Source organism: Streptomyces sp. NPDC059499 (assembly GCF_042749285.1).
Lineage (GTDB): Bacteria > Actinomycetota > Actinomycetes > Streptomycetales > Streptomycetaceae > Streptomyces.
Genome location: NZ_JBHYTT010000001.1, coordinates 880,358 through 901,779 on the forward strand (window position 1 = coordinate 880,358; position 21,422 = coordinate 901,779).

The following is a 21,422-nucleotide window of genomic DNA, read 5'->3' on the forward strand; positions in this document are numbered from 1 at the left end:
GATCAGACCGCCCTCATCAGCAGGGTTGCGGCGATGAGGACCGCCGCACCGCCGAACATCGAGACCGCGTAGGAGCGGGCATAGCCGTTCTGCAGCTTGCGCAGCCGGCCGGAGAGCCCGCCCATCGAGGCGGCCGTGCCGTTGACGACGCCGTCGACCAGGGTGTGGTCGACGTAGACCAGGGAGCGGGTGAGGTGCTCGCCGCCGCGGACCAGGACCACGTGGTTGAAGTCGTCCTGGTAGAGGTCGCGACGGGCGGCCCTGGTGAGCAGCGAGCCGCGCGGGGCGACGACGGGGACGGGCCTGCGCCCGTACATGAACCAGGCGATGGCGACCCCGATGACGAGCACCACCATGGTGGCGGCGGTGACGGTGGTCGCGCTCACCGGCGCGTGCCCGTGGTCGTGTCCGGTGACGGGCTCCAGCCAGTGCATGAACCGGTCGCCGATGGCGAAGAAGCCGCCCGCGAACACCGACCCGAAGGCCAGCACGATCATCGGGATCGTCATCGACTTCGGTGACTCGTGCGGGTGCGGGTCGTGGCCCTCCGCATCCGGCTGCCAGCGCTTCTCTCCGAAGAACGTCAGCAGCATCACGCGCGTCATGTAGAACGCGGTGATCGCGGCACCCAGCAGGGTGACGGAGCCGAGGATCCAGCCCTCGGTGCCGCCCTTCGCGAAGGCCGCCTCGATGATCAAGTCCTTGGAGAAGAAGCCGGACAGACCGGGGAAACCGATGATCGCGAGGTAGCCGAGGCCGAAGGTGACGAAGGTGACCGGCATGAACTTCCGCAGGCCGCCGTACTTCCGCATGTCGACCTCGTCGTTCATGCCGTGCATGACCGAACCGGCGCCGAGGAAGAGACCGGCCTTGAAGAAGCCGTGCGTCACCAGGTGCATGATCGCGAAGACGTAGCCGATGGGGCCGAGACCCGCGGCCAGGATCATGTAGCCGATCTGCGACATCGTCGACCCGGCGAGGGCCTTCTTGATGTCGTCCTTTGCGCAACCGACGATCGCACCGAAGAGGAGCGTGACCGCACCGACGACCACGACGACCAGCTGGGCGTCGGGCGCCGCGTTGAAGATCGCACCGGAGCGGACGATGAGGTAGACACCCGCGGTCACCATGGTGGCGGCGTGGATGAGGGCCGAGACCGGGGTCGGGCCCTCCATCGCGTCACCGAGCCAGGACTGCAGCGGCACCTGGGCGGACTTGCCGCAGGCCGCGAGGAGCAGCATGAGGCCGATCGCGGTGAGCTTGCCCTCGCTCGTCCCGTCGACCGCGGCGAACACCGGTCCGAAGGCGAAGGTGCCGAAGGTGGTGAACATCAGCATGATCGCGATCGACAGGCCCATGTCGCCGACCCTGTTGACCAGGAAGGCCTTCTTGGCGGCGGTGGCCGCGCTGGGCTTGTGCTGCCAGAAGCCGATGAGCAGGTACGACGCCAGGCCGACGCCCTCCCACCCGACGTACAGCAGCAGGTAGTTGTCGGCGATGACCAGAAGGAGCATCGCCGCGAGGAACAGGTTCAGGTAGCCGAAGAAGCGGCGGCGGCGCTCGTCGTGCTCCATGTAGCCGATCGAGTAGATGTGGATCAGCGTGCCCACACCCGTGATCAGCAGGACGAACGTCATCGACAGCTGGTCGAGCTGGAAGGCCACGTCGGCCTGGAATCCCTCGACGGGAATCCAGCTGTACAGCATCTGGTGCAGGGCGCGGTCGTCGGCGCCCTTGCCCAGCATGTCGATGAACAGCACCACGCCGACGACGAAGGCCGCGGCGGAGAACAGCGTGCCGAGCCAGTGGCCGGCCCGGTCGAGCCGGCGGCCCCCGCACAGCAGGACCACCGCTCCGAGCAGGGGCGCCGCGACCAGCAGCGCAATCAGGTTTTCCACGATTCCGACCCCTTACAGCTTCATCAGGCTGGCGTCGTCGACCGAGGCCGAGTGGCGGGAGCGGAACAGCGACACGATGATCGCGAGCCCGACGACGACCTCGGCGGCGGCGACGACCATCGTGAAGAAGGCGATGATCTGGCCGTCGAGGTTTCCGTGCATCCGGGAGAACGCGACGAACGCGAGGTTGCAGGCGTTGAGCATCAGCTCCACGCACATGAACACCACGATGGCGTTCCGCCTGATCAGGACACCGGAGGCACCGATCGTGAACAAAAGGGCCGCGAGGTAGAGGTAGTTGACGGGATTCACTTGGCGACCTCCTCCCCTTCTTCTTCGTGGTCACGGCCCAGCCGCTCCCCGGAGCGCTGTTCCAGCGCCTTGAGGTCGGCGAGCGACTCGGTCGACACGTCCCGGATCTGACCGCGCCGGCGCAGCGTCTGCATGACGGTGAGCTCGGATGCGGTGCCGTCCGGGAGCAGTCCGGCGATGTCCACCGCGTTGTGCCGGGCGTAGACACCCGGGGCGGGGAGCGGCGGAAGGTGGTTGCTGCGCACCCGGTCCTCGGACATCTCCCGCTGCGTCTTCGCCCGTTCGGTGCGCTCGCGGTGCGTCAGGAGCATCGCGCCGACCGTCGCCGTGATCAGCAGGGCGCCCGTGATCTCGAACGCGAAGACGTACTTGGTGAAGATGAGGTTGGCGAGGCCCTCGACGTTTCCGCCGTGCCGGGTGTTCGCCGCGCCGAGGCCGTTGAAGCTGGCCAGGGACGCCTGGCCGATACCGGCGATCAGCAGGGCGCCGAAGCCGAGTCCGCAGCCGGCGGCCAGCCAGCGCTGGCCCTTGATGGTCTCCTTCAGCGAGTCTGCCGCCGTGACACCGACGAGCATGACCACGAAGAGGAACAGCATCATGATCGCGCCCGTGTAGACGACGACCTGCACGATGCCCAGGAAGTACGCGCCGTTGGCGAGGTAGAAGACCGCCAGCACGATCATGGTGCCGGCGAGCGACAGTGCGCTGTGCACCGCCTTCTTCATCAGGACGGTGGAGAGCGCGCCGACGACGGCGACGGTGCCGAGCAGCCAGAACTGGACGGCCTCGGGGGTGGAGGTCATGGAGGCCGCGACGGCCTGACCGGAGGTCATGCGTCCACCTCCTTGTCGACTTCGCCCTTGGAGACGGCGGTCTGACGCTCCGTGCCCGGCGCGGCCTCGCTCACCAGACCGCGGTAGTAGTCCTGCTCGTCCATGCCGGGGTAGATCGCGTGCGGGCTGTCGACCATGCCTTCCTCCAGGCCCGCGAGCAGCTCGTCCTTGGTGTAGATGAGGCTCTCGCGGGTGGTGTTGGCGAGCTCGAACTCGTTCGTCATCGTGAGTGCCCGGGTGGGGCACGCCTCGATGCAGAGCCCGCAGAGAATGCAGCGCGCGTAGTTGATCTGGTAGACGCGGCCGTAGCGCTCCCCCGGGGAGTAGCGCTCCTCCTCGGTGTTGTCCGCGCCCTCCACGTAGATGGCGTCCGCCGGACACGCCCAGGCGCACAGCTCGCAGCCGACGCACTTCTCCAGGCCGTCGGGGTGACGGTTGAGCTGGTGCCGGCCGTGGAAGCGCGGCGCCGTCACCTTCGGCGTCTCCGGGTACTGCTCGGTCAGCCGCTTCTTGAACATGGCCTTGAAGGTCACGCCGAAGCCGGCCACAGGATTCTGGAACTTCTCCCCTGAGGGTTCTGATGACTCAGACACCGTCAGCCTCCTTTCCGTCACTCGCGTGCTCGTCACTCTGAGTATCGGGTCCGCCACTGACAACGAGCTCCCGCTCACGGCGCGGCCTGCGGCGCGGTACCGGCGGCAGGCTCTGGCCGGGCAGCGGCGGTACCGGGAATCCGCCGGCCATCGGGTCGAACGCCGGCTCCGGCTCGGCGGCCGCTTCGGCTTCCTTCGCCTTGCGGTCGCGGAAGATGTCGACGACGAAGGAGATCAGCAGGATCGCGATCACGGCCCCGGCGACGTACAGCACGATCTTCGAGAAGTCGTAGCCCTCGTTGCGCAGCGCCCTGACCGTGGCCACCAGCATCAGCCAGACCACGGAGACCGGGATCAGGACCTTCCAGCCGAGCTTCATCAGCTGGTCGTAGCGGACCCTGGGCAGGGTGCCACGCAGCCAGATGAAGAAGAACAGCAGCAGCTGGACCTTGATGACGAACCAGAGCATCGGCCACCAGCCGTGGTTCGCGCCCTCCCAGAAGGTGCTGATCGGGTACGGAGCCCGCCAGCCGCCCAGGAACAGGGTCACGGAGACCGCGGAGACGGTGACCATGTTGACGTACTCGGCGAGCATGAACATCGCGAACTTGATCGAGGAGTACTCGGTGTTGAAGCCGCCGACGAGGTCGCCCTCGGACTCCGGCATGTCGAACGGGGCGCGGTTGGTCTCCCCGACCATCGTGACGACGTAGATGATGAAGGAGACCGGCAGCAGGATGATGAACCAGCGGTCCTCCTGCGCCTCCACGATCTTCGAGGTCGACATCGACCCGGAGTAGAGGAACACCGAGGCGAAGGCGGCGCCCATCGCGATCTCGTAGCTGATCATCTGCGCGCAGGAGCGCAGACCGCCGAGCAGCGGGTACGTCGATCCGGACGACCAGCCGGCCAGCACGATGCCGTAGATGCCGACGGAGGCGACCGCGAGGATGTACAGCATCGCGATCGGCAGGTCGGTCAGCTGCATCGTCGTGCGCTGGCCGAAGATCGAGACCTCGTTGCCCGACGGGCCGAACGGGATCACCGCGATCGCCATGAACGCCGGTGCGGCGGCGATGATCGGGGCCAGGACGTAGACGACCTTGTCGGCCCGCTTGACGATGACGTCTTCCTTCAGCATCAGCTTGATGCCGTCGGCGAGCGACTGGAGCATGCCCCAGGGGCCGTGCCGGTTCGGGCCGATGCGCAGCTGCATCCAGGCGACGACCTTGCGCTCCCACACGATGGAGAAGAGCACGGTCACCATCAGGAACGCGAAGCAGAAGACCGCCTTGACGACGACGAGCCACCACGGGTCCGTGCCGAACATCGAGAGGTCCTCGGCGGCGAGTACGGCGCCGTTCGGTGCCGCGGCGAGTTGAGCGAGGCCAGTCACGCTCGCACCTCCGGTGTCTCTGCGGGGCTTCCGGCGGCCGGACCGATCCGGACCAGTCCGCCCGGCTGTACTCCGGTGTCGGCGGGAACGCCCCGGCCGACGGAGTTGAGCGGCACCCACACCACCCGGTCCGGCATGTCGGTGACCGCCAGCGGGAGTTCGGTGGTGCCGGCGGGTCCGGTGACGGCCAGCAGGTCGCCGTCCTTCACCCCGGTCTCGGCCGCGGTGGCGGCGGAGAGCCGTGCGACGGCCGCGTGCCGGGTTCCGGCCAGTGCCTCGTCGCCCTCCTGCAGCCGGCCCCGGTCGAGGAGCATCCGGTGGCCCGCGAGTACGGCTTCGCCGTCACCGGCGCCGGGCACCGGCCGGGACGTCGCCCTCGGGTCATCGGCGTGGGTGCCCTGCCAGCCGCCGAGGCGGTCGAGCTCGCGCCGCGCCGCCCTCAGGTCCGGCAGCGCGAGGTGCACGTCGAGCGCGTCGGCCAGCATGTGCAGGACCCGTGCGTCGGTCGGGCAGAGGGTGCGCGGCAGCTGCTCGGGCTTCAGCGCGGCTTCGAACATCCGCGCCCTGCCTTCCCAGTTGAGGAACGTGCCGGGCTTCTCCGCCACCGCGGCGACGGGAAGGACCACGTCGGCCCGCTCGGTGACCGCGCCGGGGCGCAGCTCCAGCGAGACCAGGAAGCCGACCTCGTCCAGCGCCCGGAGGGCACCGGCCGGGTCGGGCAGGTCCTCGGGGTCCACGCCGGCGACCAGCAGCGCGGCCAGCTCGCCGGTGGCCGCGGCTTCGACGATCTGGCTGGTGTCGCGGCCGAAACGGGTCGGCAGTTCGGCGACGCCCCAGACGGACGCCACCTCCTCCCTGGCCCGCGGGTCGGTCGCCGGGCGGCCGCCGGGCAGCAGCGACGGGAGCGCGCCCGCCTCCACCGCGCCGCGTTCGCCGGCCCGCCGCGGAATCCACACGAGCGTGGCACCGGTGGCGGCGGCGGTCCGTACGACGGCGGTCAGGGCTCCGGGAACACCGGAGAGCCGTTCGCCCACGACGATCAGGGAGCCTTCACCGCGCAGCGCCTCGGCGGCGAGGGCACCGTCACCCTCCAGTCCGACTCCGCCGGCGAGCGCGTCCAGCCACTCGGTCTCGGTGCCGGGGGCGGCGGGGAGCAGGGTGCCGCCCGCCTTCTCCAGTCCGCGCGTGGCGTGCGAGGCGAGCGCGAACGTCCGCTGTCCGTGCTTGCGGTGGGCCTTGCGCAGCCGCAGGAAGACGCCGGGCGCCTCCTCCTCGGACTCGAAGCCGGCCAGCAGGACCGCCGGGGCCTTCTCCAGCGAGGTGTACGTGACTCCGCTGCCGTCCAGGTCGCGCCCGCGCCCGGCCACCCGCGCGGCCAGGAAGTCGGCTTCCTCGCTGCTGTGGATCCGGGCGCGGAAGTCGATGTCGTTCGTGCCGAGGGCGATCCGCGCGAACTTGCTGTAGGCGTAGGCGTCCTCGACGGTGAGCCGGCCCCCGGTGAGGACACCGGCCCGGCCGCGGGCGGCCGAGAGTCCGGTTGCCGCGGCCGCCAGTGCCTCGGGCCAGCTCGCCGCTTCGAGCACACCGTCCGCGTTGCGTACGAGCGGAGTGGTGAGCCGGTCACGCTGCTGGGCGTAGCGGAATCCGAAGCGGCCCTTGTCGCAGAGCCATTCCTCGTTGACCTCGGGGTCGTTGGAGGCGAGCCGCCGCATGACCTTGCCGCGGCGGTGGTCGGTGCGGGTCGCGCAGCCGCCCGCGCAGTGCTCGCACACCGACGGCGTCGACACCAGGTCGAAGGGCCGGGAGCGGAAGCGGTACGCCGCCGAGGTGAGCGCTCCGACGGGGCAGATCTGGATGGTGTTCCCGGAGAAGTACGACTCGAAGGGGTCGCCCTCCCCGGTACCGACCTGCTGGAGCGCGCCACGCTCGATGAGTTCGATCATCGGGTCGCCCGCCACCTGGTTGGAGAACCGGGTGCAGCGCGCGCAGAGCACGCACCGCTCACGGTCCAGCAGCACCTGGGTGGAGATCGGGACGGGCTTCTCGAAGGTGCGCTTCTTCCCGTCGAAGCGGGAGTCGGCGCCGCCGTGCGACATCGCCTGGTTCTGCAGGGGACATTCGCCGCCCTTGTCGCAGACCGGGCAGTCCAGCGGGTGGTTGATGAGCAGGAGCTCCATCACACCCTTCTGGGCCTTCTCCGCTACCGGCGAGGTGATCTGCGACTTCACGACCATGCCGTCGGTGCACGTGATGGTGCAGGACGCCATCGGCTTGCGCTGGCCCTCGACCTCGACGATGCACTGCCGGCAGGCGCCGGCCGGGTCGAGGAGCGGGTGGTCGCAGAAGCGCGGGATCTCGATGCCGAGGAGTTCGGCGGCCCGGATGACCAGGGTGCCCTTGGGGACGCTGATCTCGATGCCGTCGATGGTCAGCGTGACCAGGTCCTCGGGCGGGATGGCCGCCTCGCCGCCCCCGGAGGGCGCACTCGTGGTGACTGTCATGCGTTCACCCCCCGGTGAGCGTTCTTGTCGTCTTTGTCGTCGGCCCAGAGGGTCGACCTGGCGGGATCGAAGGGGCAGCCCTTGCCCGTGATGTGCTGCTCGTACTCCTCGCGGAAGTACTTCAGCGAGGAGAAGATCGGCGAGGCGGCGCCGTCACCGAGGGCGCAGAAGGACTTGCCGTTGATGTTGTCGGCGATGTCGTTCAGCTTGTCGAGGTCGGACATCTCGCCCTTGCCGGCCTCGATGTCGCGGAGCAGCTGGACGAGCCAGTAGGTGCCCTCACGGCATGGCGTGCACTTGCCGCAGGACTCGTGGGCGTAGAACTCGGTCCAGCGGGTGACGGCCCGCACCACGCAGGTGGTCTCGTCGAAGCACTGCAGCGCCTTGGTGCCGAGCATGGAGCCGGCGGCGCCGACGCCCTCGTAGTCCAGCGGGACGTCGAGGTGTTCCTCGGTGAACATCGGCGTGGAGGAGCCGCCGGGGGTCCAGAACTTCAGGCGGTGTCCGGCCCTGATGCCGCCGCTCATGTCGAGCAGCTGGCGCAGGGTGATGCCGAGCGGGGCCTCGTACTGGCCGGGGCTGGTGACGTGCCCGCTGAGCGAGTACAGCGTGAAGCCCGGGGACTTCTCGCTGCCCATCGACTTGAACCAGTCCTTGCCCTTGTTCAGGATCGCGGGAACCGAGGCGATGGACTCGACGTTGTTCACCACGGTGGGACAGGCGTACAGACCGGCGACCGCGGGGAAGGGCGGACGCAGCCGGGGCTGGCCGCGGCGTCCTTCGAGCGAGTCGAGCAGCGCGGTCTCCTCACCGCAGATGTACGCGCCGGCACCGGCGTGCACGGTGAGTTCCAGGTCGAGCCCGGGGCCGAGGGCGTCCTTCCCCAGGTACCCCGCCTCGTACGCCTCGCGCACGGCCTCGTGCAGCCGCCGCAGTACGGGGACGACTTCGCCGCGCAGATAGATGAAGGCGTGGGACGAGCGGATCGCGTAGCAGGCGATCACGATGCCCTCGATGAGGCTGTGCGGGTTCGCGAAGAGGAGCGGGATGTCCTTGCAGGTCCCCGGCTCCGACTCGTCGGCGTTGACGACCAGGTAGTGCGGCTTGCCGTCGCCCTGCGGGATGAACTGCCACTTCATCCCGGTGGGGAAGCCGGCACCGCCGCGCCCGCGCAGACCGGAGTCCTTGACGTACGCGATGAGGTCGTCCGGCGACATGGCCAGTGCCTTGCGCAGACCCTCGTAGCCCTCATGACGCCGATAGGTTTCCAGCGTCCAGGACTCCGGCTCGTCCCAGAAGGCGGAGAGGACCGGTGCCAGGAGCTTCTCCGGGCTGGTCCCGTTCTTGTCGATCTCGGCTGCCAAGGTCATCACTCCCCCTCCTCGGCTGCGGGCCCGGCCGGGTGCTCCGGGTCGGAGGCCGAGGTCTGCTGCGGCGCATCATGCGAGCTGAGGTGCTCGGCACCCTTCTGCGGCTGGTCGCTCGGGGCCTCGCCCCGCGGGGCGACGACGCGCGGCTGCGGGGCGGCCTCGCCCTTGGCCAGCTTCAGTCCGACCAGTGAGGCTGCACCCGCTCCGCCGGTCGCCGCGACGGCACCGGGGCGCTCGTCGGGGAAGCCGGCCAGGATGCGGGCGGTCTCCTTGTACGTGCACAGGGGGGCGCCGCGGGTGGGTTCGACGGTCCGGCCGGCGATCAGGTCGTCGACGAGCTGCGTCGCGCTCTCCGGCGTCTGGTTGTCGAAGAACTCCCAGTTGACCATCACGACGGGCGCGAAGTCGCAGGCCGCGTTGCACTCGATGTGCTCGAGGGTGACCTTGCCGTCCTCGGTCGTCTCGTTGTTGCCGACACCGAGGTGGTCCTTGAGCCGGTCGAAGATGGCGTCGCCGCCCATGACCGCGCACAGGGTGTTGGTGCAGACCCCGACCTGGTAGTCGCCGCTCGGCCGACGCCGGTACATCGAGTAGAAGGTGGCGACCGCGGTGACCTCGGCGGTGGTGAGGCCGAGCAGTTCGGCGCAGAACGCCATGCCCGTACGGGAGACGTGCCCCTCCTCGGACTGGACGAGGTGCAGCAGCGGCAGCAGCGCGGAGCGGCTGCCGGGGTAGCGGGCGATCACCTCCTTCGCGTCCGCTTCGAGCCGGGTGCGCACCTCGGCCGGGTAGGCGGGGGCGGGGAGCTGCGGCATCCCCAGGCTGACTTCTTGGTTGGATGCGGTCACCGGTCGACGCCTCCCATCACGGGGTCGATGGACGCGACAGCGACGATGACGTCGGCGACCTGGCCGCCCTCGCACATCGCCGCCATGGCCTGCAGGTTGGTGAAGGACGGGTCGCGGAAGTGGACCCGGAAGGGGCGGGTGCCCCCGTCCGAGACGGCGTGCACGCCGAGCTCGCCCTTGGGCGACTCTATGGCGGTGTACGTCTGCCCGGCCGGGACCCGGAACCCCTCGGTCACCAGCTTGAAGTGGTGGATCAGGGCCTCCATGGAGGTGCCCATGATCTTCTTGATGTGGTCGAGCGAGTTGCCGAGTCCGTCGGGTCCGAGCGCGAGCTGCGCGGGCCAGGCGATCTTCTTGTCGGCGACCATGACCGGGCCCGGCTCCAGCCGGTCCAGGCACTGCTCGACGATCCTGAGCGACTGGCGCATCTCCTCCAGGCGGATGAGGAAGCGGCCGTAGGCGTCGCAGGTGTCCGCGGTGGGCACGTCGAACTCGTAGTTCTCGTAGCCGCAGTACGGGTCGCTCTTGCGCAGGTCGTGCGGGAGTCCGGCGGACCTCAGGACCGGGCCGGTGGCGCCGAGCGCCATGCAGCCGGTCAGGTCGAGGTAGCCGACGTCCTGCATGCGGGCCTTGAAGATGGGGTTGCCGGTCGCGAGCTTGTCGTACTCCGGCAGGTTCTTCTTCATGGTCTTCACGAACTCGCGGATCTGGTCGACCGCTCCCGGGGGCAGGTCCTGTGCCAGGCCGCCGGGCCGAATGAACGCGTGGTTCATCCGGAGGCCGGTGATCAGCTCGAAGAGATCGAGAACGAGTTCACGATCACGGAAGCCGTAGATCATGATCGTCGTGGCGCCGAGTTCCATGCCGCCGGTGGCGATGCACACCAGGTGCGAGGAGATCCGGTTGAGCTCCATCAGGAGCACGCGCAGGACGGTGGCCCGGTCGGGGATCTGGTCCTCGATGCCGAGGAGCTTCTCCGTCCCGAGGCAGTACGCCGCCTCGTTGAAGAACGGGGTCAGGTAGTCCATGCGCGTGACGAAGGTGGTGCCCTGTGTCCAGTTCCGGAACTCGAGGTTCTTCTCGATGCCGGTGTGGAGATAGCCGATGCCGCAGCGGGCCTCTTTGACGGTCTCGCCGTCGATCTCCAGGATCAGCCGCAGCACGCCGTGCGTGGACGGGTGCTGGGGGCCCATGTTGACGATGATGCGTTCGTCGTCCGCCTTGGCCGCGGACTCGACGACCTCGTCCCAGTCGCCGCCGGTGACTGTATATACAGTCCCCTCGGTCGTGGCACGGGGTGTTGCGTGGGGAGTGGTCATCAGCTGTACGACCTCCGCTGGTCCGGAGCCGGGATCTGGGCGCCCTTGTACTCGACGGCGATGCCGCCGAGCGGATAGTCCTTGCGTTGCGGGAAGCCCTGCCAGTCGTCCGGCATCATGATCCGGGTGAGGGCGGGGTGCCCGTCGAAGACCAGCCCGAAGAAGTCGTAGGTCTCGCGCTCGTGCCAGTCGTTGGTCGGGTAGACCGCGACGAGGGACGGGATGTGCGGATCACTGTCCGGGGCGGACACCTCGAGGCGGATCAGCCGCCCGTGGGTGAGCGACCTCAGGTGGTAGACCGCGTGCAGCTCGCGGCCCTTGTCCCCGAGGTAGTGCACGCCGCTGACGCCCGTACAGAGCTCGAACCTCAGGGCGGGGTCGTCGCGCAGGGTGCGTGCCACGGTGAGCAGGTGCTCGCGGGCGATGTGGAAGGTGAGTTCACCCCGGTCGACGACCGTCTTCTCGATGGCGTTGGCGGGAAGCAGGTCCTGTTCCTCCAGGGCCCCTTCCAGCTCGTCGGCCACTTCGTCGAACCAGCCGCCGTAGGGGCGGGACGAGGCACCCGGCAGGGTCACGGTGCGGACGAGTCCGCCGTAGCCCGAGGTGTCGCCGCCGTTGTTGGCGCCGAACATGCCCTTGCGTACGCCGATGACGTCACCGGTGTCCTCGCGCGGTGCGGGCACTCCGTTGCTCTTCTGCTCGTCGCTCACCGCAGCAGCCCCTTCATCTCGATCAGGGGCAGTGCCTTGAGGGCCGCCTCCTCCGCCTCGCGGGCGGCCTCCTCCGCGTTGACCCCGAGCTTGGAGCCCTGGATCTTCTGGTGGAGTTTGAGGATGGCGTCGATCAGCATCTCGGGACGCGGCGGGCATCCCGGCAAATAGATATCAACCGGCACAATGTGATCAACACCCTGCACAATGGCGTAGTTGTTGAACATACCGCCCGATGATGCGCAAACCCCCATGGAGATGACCCACTTGGGGCTCGGCATCTGGTCGTAGACCTGCCTCAGGACGGGCGCCATCTTCTGGCTGACCCGTCCCGCGACGATCATCAGATCCGCCTGCCGCGGCGATCCGCGGAAGACCTCCATCCCGAAACGGGCCAGGTCGTACCGCCCGGCTCCGGTCGTCATCATCTCGATGGCGCAGCAGGCGAGGCCGAAGGTGGCAGGGAAGACGGAGGACTTCCGTACCCAGCCGGCGGCCTGCTCGACAGTGGTCAGCACAAAGCCGCTTGGCAGCTTCTCTTCGAGTCCCATGGTGTGCCCCTCAGCCCCTCAGTCCCATTCCAGGCCGCCCCGGCGCCACACATACGCGTAGGCGACGAAGACGGTGAGCACGAAGAGCAGCATCTCGACGAGCCCGAAGATCCCCAGGGCGTCGAAGGTGACCGCCCAGGGATAGAGGAAGACGATCTCGATGTCGAAGACGATGAACAGCATCGCCGTCAGGTAGTACTTGATCGGGAACCGGCCGCCTCCGGCTGGAGTGGGGGTGGGTTCGATACCGCACTCGTACGCTTCCAGCTTTGCTCGGTTGTACCGCTTTGGCCCGATAAGCGTGGCCATGACCACGGAGAAGATCGCAAAGCCTGCCCCGAGGGCGCCGAGCACGAGGATGGGCGCGTAGGCATTCACGCTCCTCGCTCCTTCCAGTCGTCCTTGACCGTTGGACCGCATCGGGCGACCGGCTCGCCACCTCACCAAGATCGTGCACATGTGAGGCAGTTCACAAGCCCGACTGCCCCGCATCCTATGCCTGCCGTCCTGTGATCTGCGACACGGGGTACACCACCGTCTTTGTGATCTCCACCACCTGACGAACGATCATGAAGTCGGATGAGCGGTGATCTTCGTACGCGAAGCGGCCGAGTAGCTACCAGACGTGACATCCGGTGGCGTTACCGCTGGTCAAAGGCGCGCGGCTCTATCAATCGACAGCCACTACAAGCAAATTGGCAATGGACGCTCCGCCGGTGATATAGGAATCGCGCGCATCCGGCAGCCACCCGGACGTGGGGTCCGGGGTACCGATGTGGACAATGCGCACGCATTCACGAACTTCCGGACGCACGGCCCCCGAACAGAGTGCTGACCGCCGAGGGGCCGCGGACGGAACGCCGGCGACCGAGGGGCGGGCGCCGCAATCGCGAGCGCGCCATCCGGGATCGCGGGCGCGACATCAGGCGTCACGAGCGGACCGCTGACGAGCCGCCCCCCGGTCGCGCCCACCGGACGCCGACCGGACCCGGACCAAACGGACATGACTCCCCAATAGGTCATGGAGCCGGGAAGGGCCGGTCGATTCCGCCCCCCACTCGGGACGCGGTCGCGCGGTTGCCTCTCACACAAGAGTCATGCTGTGACCTGCGTCACTCCACCAACGCTTCAACAAAAGCGGGCTTGGCCATCGGTGTGAACGGATGGTAAGCGACGGGCAATTCGGGCGTATTGCTGAAACTCCGTGATCACGGGCGTGATGAAGGGTGCCCGTTTTGCCCGTTACGGCGTCAATAAGGGCCTCAAATAAGCGGATTCACAGATTCCGAACGTAACTGTGTCGCAACACACGTTTCTTGATGGGACCCCTACAGCCCTGATAGCGCTAGTACCCATGTCCCACACCGCTCACATACCCAGCCACCGGAAGCCCCGCCAAAGCGCCTCCAAGACGGCGCTGCGCGCCGGAGTTGCCGGTGGCGTCCTCAGCACCATCGCGGTCGCAGGTGCCGCCGGCCCGGCGCAGGCCGAGCCGGTGACCCAGACCATCGAGATGCCCACCATCACCGCCGGGCTCTCCACCACCGTCGCCGCGTCCGCGCAGGCCACGCAGCAGGTCGCCCTCGACCTCGAGACGCAGGCCAACGAGGACGCGGCAGCGGCCACCGCGGCCAAGACCGCCAAGAAGGCCAAGGCCGAGGCGATCCGTAAGGCAGAGGCCGAGAAGAAGGCTGAGGCGGCCGCCAAGGCCAAGGCGGAGGCCGCTGAGCGCGCCTCCCGTACCTCCGAGCGCACGACGCTCAGCGCCTCCTCGGGCTCGTCGGAGACCCCCTCCTACTCGTCGAACGCCACGGGCTCCGCGGCGTCCGTCGTCGCGTTCGCGCAGTCGCAGATCGGTGACGCGTACGTCTCGGGCGGCACCGGCCCGAACTCGTGGGACTGCTCGGGCCTCGTCCAGGCCGCGTTCCGCACGGTGGGCGTCGACCTGCCGCGTGTCTCGCAGAGCCAGTCGACGGCCGGTACCCAGGTCTCGCTCAGCAACCTGCAGCCCGGCGACATCCTGTACTGGGGCGGCGCGGGCAGCGCGTACCACGTCGGGATCTACGTGGGCGGCGGCCAGTTCGTCGGTGCGCAGAACTCCAGCACCGGTGTGGTGCAGAAGTCCCTGGACTACGACCCGCCGTCGGGCGCGGTCCGCGTTCTCTGATTCACAAGCTCCGGTAGACCGGACATCTGAGTACGGCCACGGGCCGTCACTCCCCCGCTCGGGAGTGGCGGCCCGTCGGTGTGCGGCGGTGGCGGCCCGCGGTGCCCGTCAGTGCGAGGCGGCCGGGATGTCCGCCGCCTCGTCCTTCACCGCGTCCTCGGGCCCGCGCTGCGACGGCACCCGGGGCAACTTCCGCACGGCGGCCTCACGGCGCAGGAGCCACACCCCGGCCACGCACGTGAGGGCCGCCAGCACGAAGCCGTACACGGGCGTCGAGCCGGAAGGCTGCGTCTCGTACACGAGCGCCGCCGACAGCACCGTCACCACGTTCCGGATCCGGCCCTCGCACGCGGTGGCGGCGAGCACGGCCGTACCCCACAGCAGATACCACGGCTGCACCATCGGGGAGAGGGCCACGAGGGTCACCAGGGCGACCCCCAGGGCGTGGACCGGTTCCGTACGGCCGGCGGCCGAGCGCCACGCGAGGCGGGCGATCAGTACGAGGGCCACCAGCAGACCCAGGTTCTGCACGGCGGACTTCACCGGGTCCGGGTCGGTACCGACGGTCAGCCGCAGCAGTTCGCCGAGCCCGAGGCCGAGGTCGCTGCTGGCCGACAGCGCGGTGTGTATGCGCCCGGCGACGCCCTGGGTGCCCAGCCAGCCGAAGCCGGTGCCGCTCAGGAGCGTCACCAGGGCCACGACCGCCCCGGCGACGAGCCCGGGCGCCAGCAGCCCCTTCGCGGCCCGGCGTACGAAGGACCCGGTCGCCGCCCGGCCCACGACGACGCCGACGAACAACAGCGCCACGGCCGCCGGGGACTTCACCATCATGGCGAGGCCGATGAGCGCGGCGCCGGTGATCCACCTCCCGCGCAGGGCGAGCACCGCGCCGGCCAGCATGAGGCCGATCATCAGTCCGTCGTTGTGCATGCCGCCGACGACGTGCACGAGCAGCAGCGGGTTGAGCGCCCCGAGCCGGAGGGCCGCGCTCTCGCTGCGGCCGTGCTCCCGGGCGAGGTGCCGCAGGCTCCATACGATCAGCGCGAGCGCGCCCAGGGCGATGATCCGCATGCCCAGCACGGCCGGGACGATCGTTCCGCCCGTCGCCCATGCGACGCCGCGCGCGAGGACGAGGAAGAACGGACCGTACGGGGCCGGGGTGTCGGTCCAGTGGCCGCCGACGCTCGCCGCGGCGTCGCCGCCCGGCCCGGCGGGGTCGAGTACCGACGGCCCGGCGCTGTAGACGTCGTGGCCTTCGAGGACCATCGCACCCTGGGCTATGTAGCTGTACACATCGGCGCTGTGGAGCGGTGGTGCCAGGACGAGCGGGGCGGCCCAGCAGACGAGGGTGCGGAGCGTGTCGCGTACGGAGGCGCCTGCCCTGCCGTACTGCCACCAGGCGACGACGAGCAGGGTGAGCCCCCCGTACGCCAGGAAGTGGCCCACGGCGCCGGCCACGGCCCCGTGAGGCACCCACAGCCCCCACGGGTCGCGGGCAGGCAGTGTGCCGACGGCCCAGCCGCCGAGGGCGACCGCCGCCGATCCGGCCGTACCCAGCCGACGGCACGCGCCGGCGCTCCACTCCCCCATGGCCCGCATGATGCGCAACCTACACCGGGCCCGCGGACGGTCACAGGGTCCGGGTCACACCCTCCGGCGCACCCCGGTTCAGGCCTTCGGCGCGACCTTCGAGAGCCCGTTGATGATGCGGTCCATCGCGTCGCCGCCCGTCGGGTCGGTGAGGTTGGCGAGCATCTTCAGCGTGAACTTCATCAGGAGGGGGTGGGTCAGTCCCCGCTGGGTCGCGATCTTCATGATCTTCGGGTTGCCGATCAGCTTCACGAAGGCGCGGCCCATCGTGTAGTAGCCGCCGTAGGTCTCCTTGAGCACCTTCGGGTAGTTGTTCAGGGCCAGTTCGCGCTGGGCCGGGGTCGCACGGGCGTGGGCCTGGACGATGACGTCCGCAGCGATCTGGCCCGACTCCATGGCGTACGCGATGCCCTCGCCGTTGAACGGGTTGATCATGCCGCCCGCGTCGCCGACGAGCAGCAGGCCCTTGGTGTAGTGCGGCTGGCGGTTGAAGGCCATCGGGAGCGCGGCGCCGCGGATCGGCATCGTCATGTTCTCCGGGGTGTAGCCCCAGTCCTCCGGCATGGAGGCGCACCAGGCCTTGAGCACCTCGCGCCAGTCGAGCTCCTTGAACGCGGAGGAGGAGTTGAGGATGCCGAGGCCGACGTTGGACGTGCCGTCGCCCATCCCGAAGATCCAGCCGTAGCCGGGCAGCAGGCGGTCCTCGGCGCCGCGCCGGTCCCACAACTCCAGCCAGGACTCCAGGTAGTCGTCGTCGTGGCGGGGCGAGGTGAAGTACGTACGGACGGCGACGCCCATCGGGCGGTCCTCGCGGCGGTGCAGGCCCATGGCGAGGGAGAGCCGGGTGGAGTTGCCGTCGGCGGCGACGACGAGAGGGGCGTGGAAGGAGACGGGGGTCTTCTCCTCGCCGACCTTGGCGGTCACGCCGGTGATGCGTCCGGTGCGCTCGTCGATGATCGGCGCGCCGACGTTGCAGCGCTCGTGCAGCCGCGCGCCCGCCTTCTGCGCCTGCCGGGCCAGCTGCTCGTCGAAGTCGTCGCGCTTGCGGACCAGTCCGTAGTCCGGGAAGGAGGCGAGTTCCGGCCAGTCCAGCTGGAGGCGGACGCCGCCCCCGATGATGCGCAGGCCCTTGTTGCGCAGCCAGCCGGCTTCTTCGGAGATGTCGATGCCCATGGACACGAGCTGCTTGGTGGCGCGCGGGGTGAGGCCGTCGCCGCAGACCTTCTCCCTCGGGAACGCCGTCTTCTCCAGGAGGAGTACGTCGAGTCCGGCCTTGGCGAGGTAGTACGCGGTCGTGGAGCCGGCTGGGCCCGCCCCGACGACGATCACGTCCGCGCTGTGTTCGGAGAGGGGCTGCTCGGTCACGGTCGGATCTCCCGAAGACTCGAAATCGCGTGCCGCGCGGCACCGGTCGCGTGCAGTCTATGGGTGCCCGGCCGGGGCGGTCCCGGCGGCCGGGCCGGGCCGTCCGGAGCCCGATCCGTACGTACCGGGGTTCAGTCGCGCACGCCCCGGTGCAGTGCCACCACACCACCGGTGAGGTTGCGCCAGGCGACCTTCGACCAGCCGGCCTTCTGCAGCAGGGCGGCGAGGCCGGCCTGGTCGGGCCAGGCGCGGATCGACTCGGCGAGGTACACGTACGCGTCCGGGTTGGTGCACACGGTGCGGGCGACCGGCGGCAGCGCCTTCATGAGGTACTCGCTGTAGACCCTGCGGAACGGTGCCCAGGTCGGCTGCGAGAACTCGCAGATCACGACGCGGCCGCCGGGCTTGGTCACCCGGTACAGCTCGCGCAGCGCCTGGTCGGTGTCCTGGATGTTGCGCAGCCCGAAGGAGATCGTGACGGCGTCGAACGTCTCGTCCTTGAAGGGGAGTTTCGTACCGTCGCCCGCGGTGAACGGCATCCACGGGTGACGCTCCTTGCCGACCCGCAGCATCCCGAGCGAGAAGTCGCAGGGCACCACGTAGGCGCCCGCCCGGGCGAAGGGCTGCGAGGAGGTGGCGGTTCCGGCGGCCAGGTCGAGGATCTTCTGCGCCGGGCGCGCGTCCACCGCCTTCGCGACCTCCTTGCGCCAGAGCCTGGCCTGCCCGAGGGAGATCACGTCGTTGGTGAGGTCGTAGTTCGCCGCCACGTCGTCGAACATCGAGGCGACTTCGTGCGGCTGCTTGTCCAGGGATGCTCGGGTCACCCTCCCATTCAAGCAGCCCCGGTGCCGGCGCCTCACGGCGGCGTGAGCCGCTTCAACCTTTTGGGCCCGGCGGCACTCGATAACAGGGTGAGACCACCGAGAACCGGAGAGAGGAGGCAGATGTCCACCGTCCACAGCCGGGATTCCGCCGGCTCCACGAGCTTCGAGGAATTCGCCCGGGCGAGCCAGCGCCGTCTGTACCGGACGGCGTATCTGCTCTGCGGTGACGCGGAGAGTGCCCGCGACCTGACCCAGACGACGCTGGCGAAGCTGTTCCAGCACTGGCGTCGGGCGGGCACCGCCCAGTACCCGGAGGCCTATGCGCGCACCGTGCTGACGCGCACCTACCTCGCGGAGCGCCGACGCCGGCTCCGCGATCTTCTCGCCCACACCCGCGTCGACACCCCGCGCGCCGCCGTCCGTCCCGAACTGACGGTGACGCTGCTGACCGCACTGGCCGGACTTCCGCCCCGGGCACGGGCGATGGTCGTGCTGCGCTACTGGGAGGACCTGAGCGTCGAGTCCGTCGCCGAACTCCTGAAATGCAGCGAGTCCACGGTCAAGAGCCAGTGTTCGCGATCGCTGGCGCGGCTGCGGGAGCAGCTGGGGCCGGCCCACGTCTACACCACCGAGAGCTGAGGATCCGCGATGAGCAACGATGTCTCCCTGCTCAGGGAAGCGATGGAGCGTGCGGTCGACGATCTGCCGCCGCTGCCCGACCTGGTTCCGGCCGCCGCCCTGTCGGGGCGACGGCGCCGGGCCCGGGCGCGGCTGACGGTCGCGGTGAGCGCCCTGGGGGTGGCCGGGCTGGCGGCGCTCGGCGCGGTCGTGCTGCCGGGCGGCGGTACGGAGGCCGGTGTCGCGGCCACCGGTACGGTCCCGCCGGCCCCGTACCGCACGCCCGTCCATGTCGAGGCGACCCCCGGCGAGACGGAGGAGGGAAGTCTGAACGGTCTGTCCGGCGCCGAGCGGAAGCGGTTCGAGGAGTTCCAGCAGTGGACGGCGACCGCGCTGGACGGGGCGCTGCCGGACGCGGTCGGGACGATCCGTCCGCTCGACTCCTCCGTCGTCGCCTACCAGGGGGAGAAGGACGGGAACGTGTTCCGTGTGACGTTCACGGTGCGGCCGGACGACGGTGTGGCCGCCGGGCCCTGCACGAGCATTCCGGAGAAGGGGACGACGTGCGAGACGGTGGAACTGGAAGCCGGTACCGGGACGAGGATCCGGGTCGGCGCCTCGGGCTCGATGGAAACGAATGCCACCTCGATGACGTTCACGTACGGGGGCAGTGACGTCCGGCTGGAGATCTCCCCGGACGAGCGGACGGGGAGGTCCGCACCGGTGACCGCGCAGCAACTCCTCGACGGGGTACGGGAGAGCGGGCTGCTGGACGTCGTGCGGTACGCGGACGAGCACCCGCTGCTCAAGAAGCAGGTGAGCGTCCGGGGCGGCTGATCGCTCTGCGGGGCGCGGCCGCCCCGCAGGCATTCCCCGACGACCACCCGGCACGGACAGACGAACAGACGGACGGACGCACCGTGAACACGCAGCCAGGTCACCGAATACGGAGCGCTGCCGCCACCCGCCGCCCGCCGGGAGCGGCAGCTCCCGGCCGGCCCCGACGGTCCCGGCAGCAGGCCCGCGCCCGACGAAGACGCAGACAGAGACGCTCGCTGGTCCTTCTGGCCGCCTTCGCCGGCACCGTCGCCTCGGTGTTCCTCTACCTGAACCACCCGTGGCGGCAACCCGCGCCGCCGACCGCCGCTCCGGCCCCGCCGCCTGCCGTCGCTCCGGCACCGTCCCTCCTCGCGAGGACTCCCGAGGCCTCGGACAGTCCTCCGGCCGCGGCTTCCCCTTCCCCCCGTTCCCCCGGGCCCTCCCCGAGCGCGAAGAAGTCCGGTGCGCCGAAGGTGCCCGAGTCCGGCCCCGGCACCTTCACGGTCGCCCAGGAGGGTGTCACGGGCGCGGGCGGCGGCCATCCCTACCGTGTCGAGGTGGAGAACGGCAGCGGCGTCGATCCCGACCGGGCCGCCGAGGACATCGCCGCGATCCTCGCCGACCCGCGCGGCTGGAGCAGAGGAGGAACCCGCTCCTTCCGCCAGGTGACCGACAGTTCGGCAGGGCTGGTGATCCGCATCGGGACCCCGGACACGACCGACCGGTTGTGCGGCGCCTTCGACCTGAACACGCGCGGCGAGCTCAACTGCCGCGGCGACAAGGACGTCATGGTCAACCTGCGGCGCTGGCAGCTCGGTTCACCGACGTTCGACGGCTCGCCGGCCGAGTACCGGGCGCTGATCATCAACCATGAGGTCGGCCACTGGCTGGGCCACGGCCATGAGACCTGCCCGGGCCCCGGACGCCCTGCTCCGGCGATGATGCAGCAGATCAAGGGCCTGAAGGGATGCGTGTCGAACGCCTGGCCCCACACCCCCGACGGAAAGTACCTGGGCGGCCCGTCCGCGCGCTGACCTCCACGTACGGCGGAGAGCCGGCCGCCGGGTTGCCGTCAGGAGCGGCGGAAGACCAGGCGCCCGCCGAGAACGGTCGCGACACAGCTGCCCGCGCCCACCGCGGCCAGTTCCACGGTGTCCCGCACGGCGAACACCGCCAGGTCGGCGGCGCCGCCGATGACCGGCGGCCCGCCGAGCGCGTCCACCGGCTCCCGTTCCCCCGCGAGCGGATCGAGTGACACGGGCCGGTCCGCGTCCCCCTCGGCCGGTGCGTGGACGCGGAGTCCTGAGCGCATCACCGCGGTGCGCACCGAGGGCCGGGTGAAGTGTCCGGCGACGGCGGTCGTTCCGTGCCGGAGCATCCGCTGCAGCCCGCGCCGGGCACTCGCGCCCCACCGGGCGTCGTCCATCCCGAGTGCGGTGACCGCGTCTCCGGTCAGTGGGACGGTGCCCAGTTCGTCCGCCTCGCGCGGGTCGGGGTGGTAGGCCGCCTCCAGCAGGGCGGGCGCCGTGACGTTCACCAGGCCCGGCGTGATGAGCCCGGACCAGCGCCGCACCCTGGCCTGCGGGAAGGCGCCGGTGACGTCCCCGTACGAGCCCACGGAGACGACGAAGCCGCCGTCCACGGCCACGGAATCTGCCCCTTCCGGGGCGCCGAGGACCGCGTCGGCGGCGTGGATCGTCAGCACGGC

20 protein-coding genes are annotated in these 21,422 nt (G+C 69.7%); 4 read left to right on the forward strand and 16 right to left on the reverse strand.

From position 1 onward, the window contains the following. Nucleotides 1–2 precede the first annotated feature (2 nt). Genes nuoL through ACFW9O_RS04225 form a run of 12 tightly spaced genes read right to left on the reverse strand, consistent with a single transcriptional unit; the run spans nt 3 to nt 12,709 of the window. Nucleotides 3–1,898: an NADH-quinone oxidoreductase subunit L gene (nuoL, locus tag ACFW9O_RS04170; RefSeq protein WP_384604754.1), complete on the reverse strand. Its 1,896-nt coding sequence runs from the start codon at nt 1,896–1,898 to the stop codon at nt 3–5. Nucleotides 1,899–1,910: 12 nt separating this feature from the next. Further along, nucleotides 1,911–2,210 carry an NADH-quinone oxidoreductase subunit NuoK gene (gene nuoK / locus ACFW9O_RS04175; protein ID WP_307539564.1) on the reverse strand — a complete coding sequence of 100 codons (300 nt, stop codon included), beginning with the start codon at nt 2,208–2,210 and terminating at the stop codon, nt 1,911–1,913. Then, entirely contained in the window at nt 2,207–3,043 is an 837-nt protein-coding gene (locus tag ACFW9O_RS04180; protein WP_384604757.1) for an NADH-quinone oxidoreductase subunit J, read from the reverse strand. The genes nuoK and ACFW9O_RS04180 overlap by 4 nt, the downstream gene beginning before the upstream one ends. Beyond that, entirely contained in the window at nt 3,040–3,636 is a 597-nt protein-coding gene (gene nuoI / locus ACFW9O_RS04185; RefSeq protein ID WP_384604760.1) for an NADH-quinone oxidoreductase subunit NuoI, read from the reverse strand. Before nuoI ends, ACFW9O_RS04180 begins: the two co-directional genes overlap by 4 nt. Continuing rightward, nucleotides 3,629–5,032: an NADH-quinone oxidoreductase subunit NuoH gene (gene nuoH, locus ACFW9O_RS04190; protein ID WP_351165229.1), complete on the reverse strand. Its 1,404-nt coding sequence runs from the start codon at nt 5,030–5,032 to the stop codon at nt 3,629–3,631. Before nuoH ends, nuoI begins: the two co-directional genes overlap by 8 nt. Further along, on the reverse strand, nt 5,029–7,533 hold the full coding sequence (locus tag ACFW9O_RS04195; protein WP_384604764.1) for an NADH-quinone oxidoreductase subunit G: 2,505 nt from the start codon (nt 7,531–7,533) through the stop codon (nt 5,029–5,031). Before ACFW9O_RS04195 ends, nuoH begins: the two co-directional genes overlap by 4 nt. Further along, nucleotides 7,530–8,903: an NADH-quinone oxidoreductase subunit NuoF gene (gene nuoF, locus ACFW9O_RS04200; protein WP_351165233.1), complete on the reverse strand. Its 1,374-nt coding sequence runs from the start codon at nt 8,901–8,903 to the stop codon at nt 7,530–7,532. Before nuoF ends, ACFW9O_RS04195 begins: the two co-directional genes overlap by 4 nt. Beyond that, nucleotides 8,903–9,718: an NADH-quinone oxidoreductase subunit NuoE gene (gene nuoE, locus ACFW9O_RS04205; RefSeq protein WP_351165565.1), complete on the reverse strand. Its 816-nt coding sequence runs from the start codon at nt 9,716–9,718 to the stop codon at nt 8,903–8,905. Before nuoE ends, nuoF begins: the two co-directional genes overlap by 1 nt. Before the next feature lie 29 nt (nt 9,719–9,747). Continuing rightward, nucleotides 9,748–11,070 (reverse strand): NADH-quinone oxidoreductase subunit D, encoded by a 1,323-nt coding sequence (locus tag ACFW9O_RS04210; RefSeq protein ID WP_351165235.1) that lies wholly within the window; start codon nt 11,068–11,070, stop codon nt 9,748–9,750. Further along, on the reverse strand, nt 11,070–11,780 hold the full coding sequence (locus tag ACFW9O_RS04215) for an NADH-quinone oxidoreductase subunit C (RefSeq protein WP_384604767.1): 711 nt from the start codon (nt 11,778–11,780) through the stop codon (nt 11,070–11,072). Before ACFW9O_RS04215 ends, ACFW9O_RS04210 begins: the two co-directional genes overlap by 1 nt. Further along, nucleotides 11,777–12,331, reverse strand: coding sequence for an NADH-quinone oxidoreductase subunit B family protein (locus tag ACFW9O_RS04220; RefSeq protein ID WP_014154689.1), 555 nt, complete (start codon nt 12,329–12,331; stop codon nt 11,777–11,779). Before ACFW9O_RS04220 ends, ACFW9O_RS04215 begins: the two co-directional genes overlap by 4 nt. 18 nt (nt 12,332–12,349) lie before the next feature. Then, entirely contained in the window at nt 12,350–12,709 is a 360-nt protein-coding gene (locus tag ACFW9O_RS04225) for an NADH-quinone oxidoreductase subunit A (protein WP_003992243.1), read from the reverse strand. A gap of 976 nt (nt 12,710–13,685) precedes the next feature. Between ACFW9O_RS04225 and ACFW9O_RS04230 the strand changes: the two genes are divergently transcribed. Next, entirely contained in the window at nt 13,686–14,498 is an 813-nt protein-coding gene (locus ACFW9O_RS04230; protein WP_351165240.1) for a C40 family peptidase, read from the forward strand. Between the two features lie 108 nt (nt 14,499–14,606). On the opposite strand, the gene mptB is transcribed toward ACFW9O_RS04230, so the two are convergent. From mptB to ACFW9O_RS04245, 3 genes are all read right to left on the reverse strand, one after another. Continuing rightward, nucleotides 14,607–16,088 (reverse strand): polyprenol phosphomannose-dependent alpha 1,6 mannosyltransferase MptB, encoded by a 1,482-nt coding sequence (gene mptB, locus ACFW9O_RS04235; protein ID WP_384604772.1) that lies wholly within the window; start codon nt 16,086–16,088, stop codon nt 14,607–14,609. A 78-nt stretch (nt 16,089–16,166) separates the two neighbouring features. Continuing rightward, a complete protein-coding gene (locus tag ACFW9O_RS04240) occupies nt 16,167–17,453 on the reverse strand; it encodes a geranylgeranyl reductase family protein (protein WP_384604775.1) in 1,287 nt (428 codons plus the stop codon). A gap of 131 nt (nt 17,454–17,584) precedes the next feature. Next, complete coding sequence (locus ACFW9O_RS04245) at nt 17,585–18,277, reverse strand: demethylmenaquinone methyltransferase (RefSeq protein ID WP_351165246.1); 693 nt, start codon at nt 18,275–18,277, stop codon at nt 17,585–17,587. Between the two features lie 120 nt (nt 18,278–18,397). On the opposite strand from ACFW9O_RS04245, the gene ACFW9O_RS04250 reads away from it, so the two are divergent. The 3 genes from ACFW9O_RS04250 (at nt 18,398) to ACFW9O_RS04260 (ending at nt 20,748) form a co-directional block, all read left to right on the forward strand. Then, nucleotides 18,398–18,916 (forward strand): SigE family RNA polymerase sigma factor, encoded by a 519-nt coding sequence (locus ACFW9O_RS04250; RefSeq protein WP_384604779.1) that lies wholly within the window; start codon nt 18,398–18,400, stop codon nt 18,914–18,916. A 9-nt stretch (nt 18,917–18,925) separates the two neighbouring features. Further along, nucleotides 18,926–19,732: a hypothetical protein gene (locus ACFW9O_RS04255; protein ID WP_384604781.1), complete on the forward strand. Its 807-nt coding sequence runs from the start codon at nt 18,926–18,928 to the stop codon at nt 19,730–19,732. A 257-nt stretch (nt 19,733–19,989) separates the two neighbouring features. Continuing rightward, complete coding sequence (locus ACFW9O_RS04260; protein ID WP_384604784.1) at nt 19,990–20,748, forward strand: DUF3152 domain-containing protein; 759 nt, start codon at nt 19,990–19,992, stop codon at nt 20,746–20,748. 38 nt (nt 20,749–20,786) lie between these two features. Here ACFW9O_RS04260 and ACFW9O_RS04265 read toward each other — a convergent pair whose 3' ends face one another. Next, the gene (locus ACFW9O_RS04265; RefSeq protein ID WP_384604786.1) at nt 20,787–21,419 is read right to left on the reverse strand and encodes a hypothetical protein; all 633 of its coding nucleotides are present in this window, start codon (nt 21,417–21,419) and stop codon (nt 20,787–20,789) included. Nucleotides 21,420–21,422: the final 3 nt, after the last annotated feature.

Bases quoted from the DNA above. Each gene is read 5' to 3' on its own strand.
- nuoF (WP_351165233.1), bottom strand. From the start codon at position 8,903: ATGACCTTGGCAGCCGAGATCGACAAGAACGGGACCAGCCCGGAGAAG.
- ACFW9O_RS04210 (WP_351165235.1), bottom strand. From the start codon at position 11,070: ATGACCACTCCCCACGCAACACCCCGTGCCACGACCGAGGGGACTGTA.
- ACFW9O_RS04255 (WP_384604781.1), top strand. From the start codon at position 18,926: ATGAGCAACGATGTCTCCCTGCTCAGGGAAGCGATGGAGCGTGCGGTC.
- ACFW9O_RS04220 (WP_014154689.1), bottom strand. From the start codon at position 12,331: ATGGGACTCGAAGAGAAGCTGCCAAGCGGCTTTGTGCTGACCACTGTC.
- ACFW9O_RS04250 (WP_384604779.1), top strand. From the start codon at position 18,398: ATGTCCACCGTCCACAGCCGGGATTCCGCCGGCTCCACGAGCTTCGAG.
- ACFW9O_RS04195 (WP_384604764.1), bottom strand. From the start codon at position 7,533: ATGACAGTCACCACGAGTGCGCCCTCCGGGGGCGGCGAGGCGGCCATC.
- ACFW9O_RS04230 (WP_351165240.1), top strand. From the start codon at position 13,686: ATGTCCCACACCGCTCACATACCCAGCCACCGGAAGCCCCGCCAAAGC.
- nuoE (WP_351165565.1), bottom strand. From the start codon at position 9,718: ATGCCGCAGCTCCCCGCCCCCGCCTACCCGGCCGAGGTGCGCACCCGG.
- ACFW9O_RS04180 (WP_384604757.1), bottom strand. From the start codon at position 3,043: ATGACCTCCGGTCAGGCCGTCGCGGCCTCCATGACCTCCACCCCCGAG.
- mptB (WP_384604772.1), bottom strand. From the start codon at position 16,088: ATGGGGGAGTGGAGCGCCGGCGCGTGCCGTCGGCTGGGTACGGCCGGA.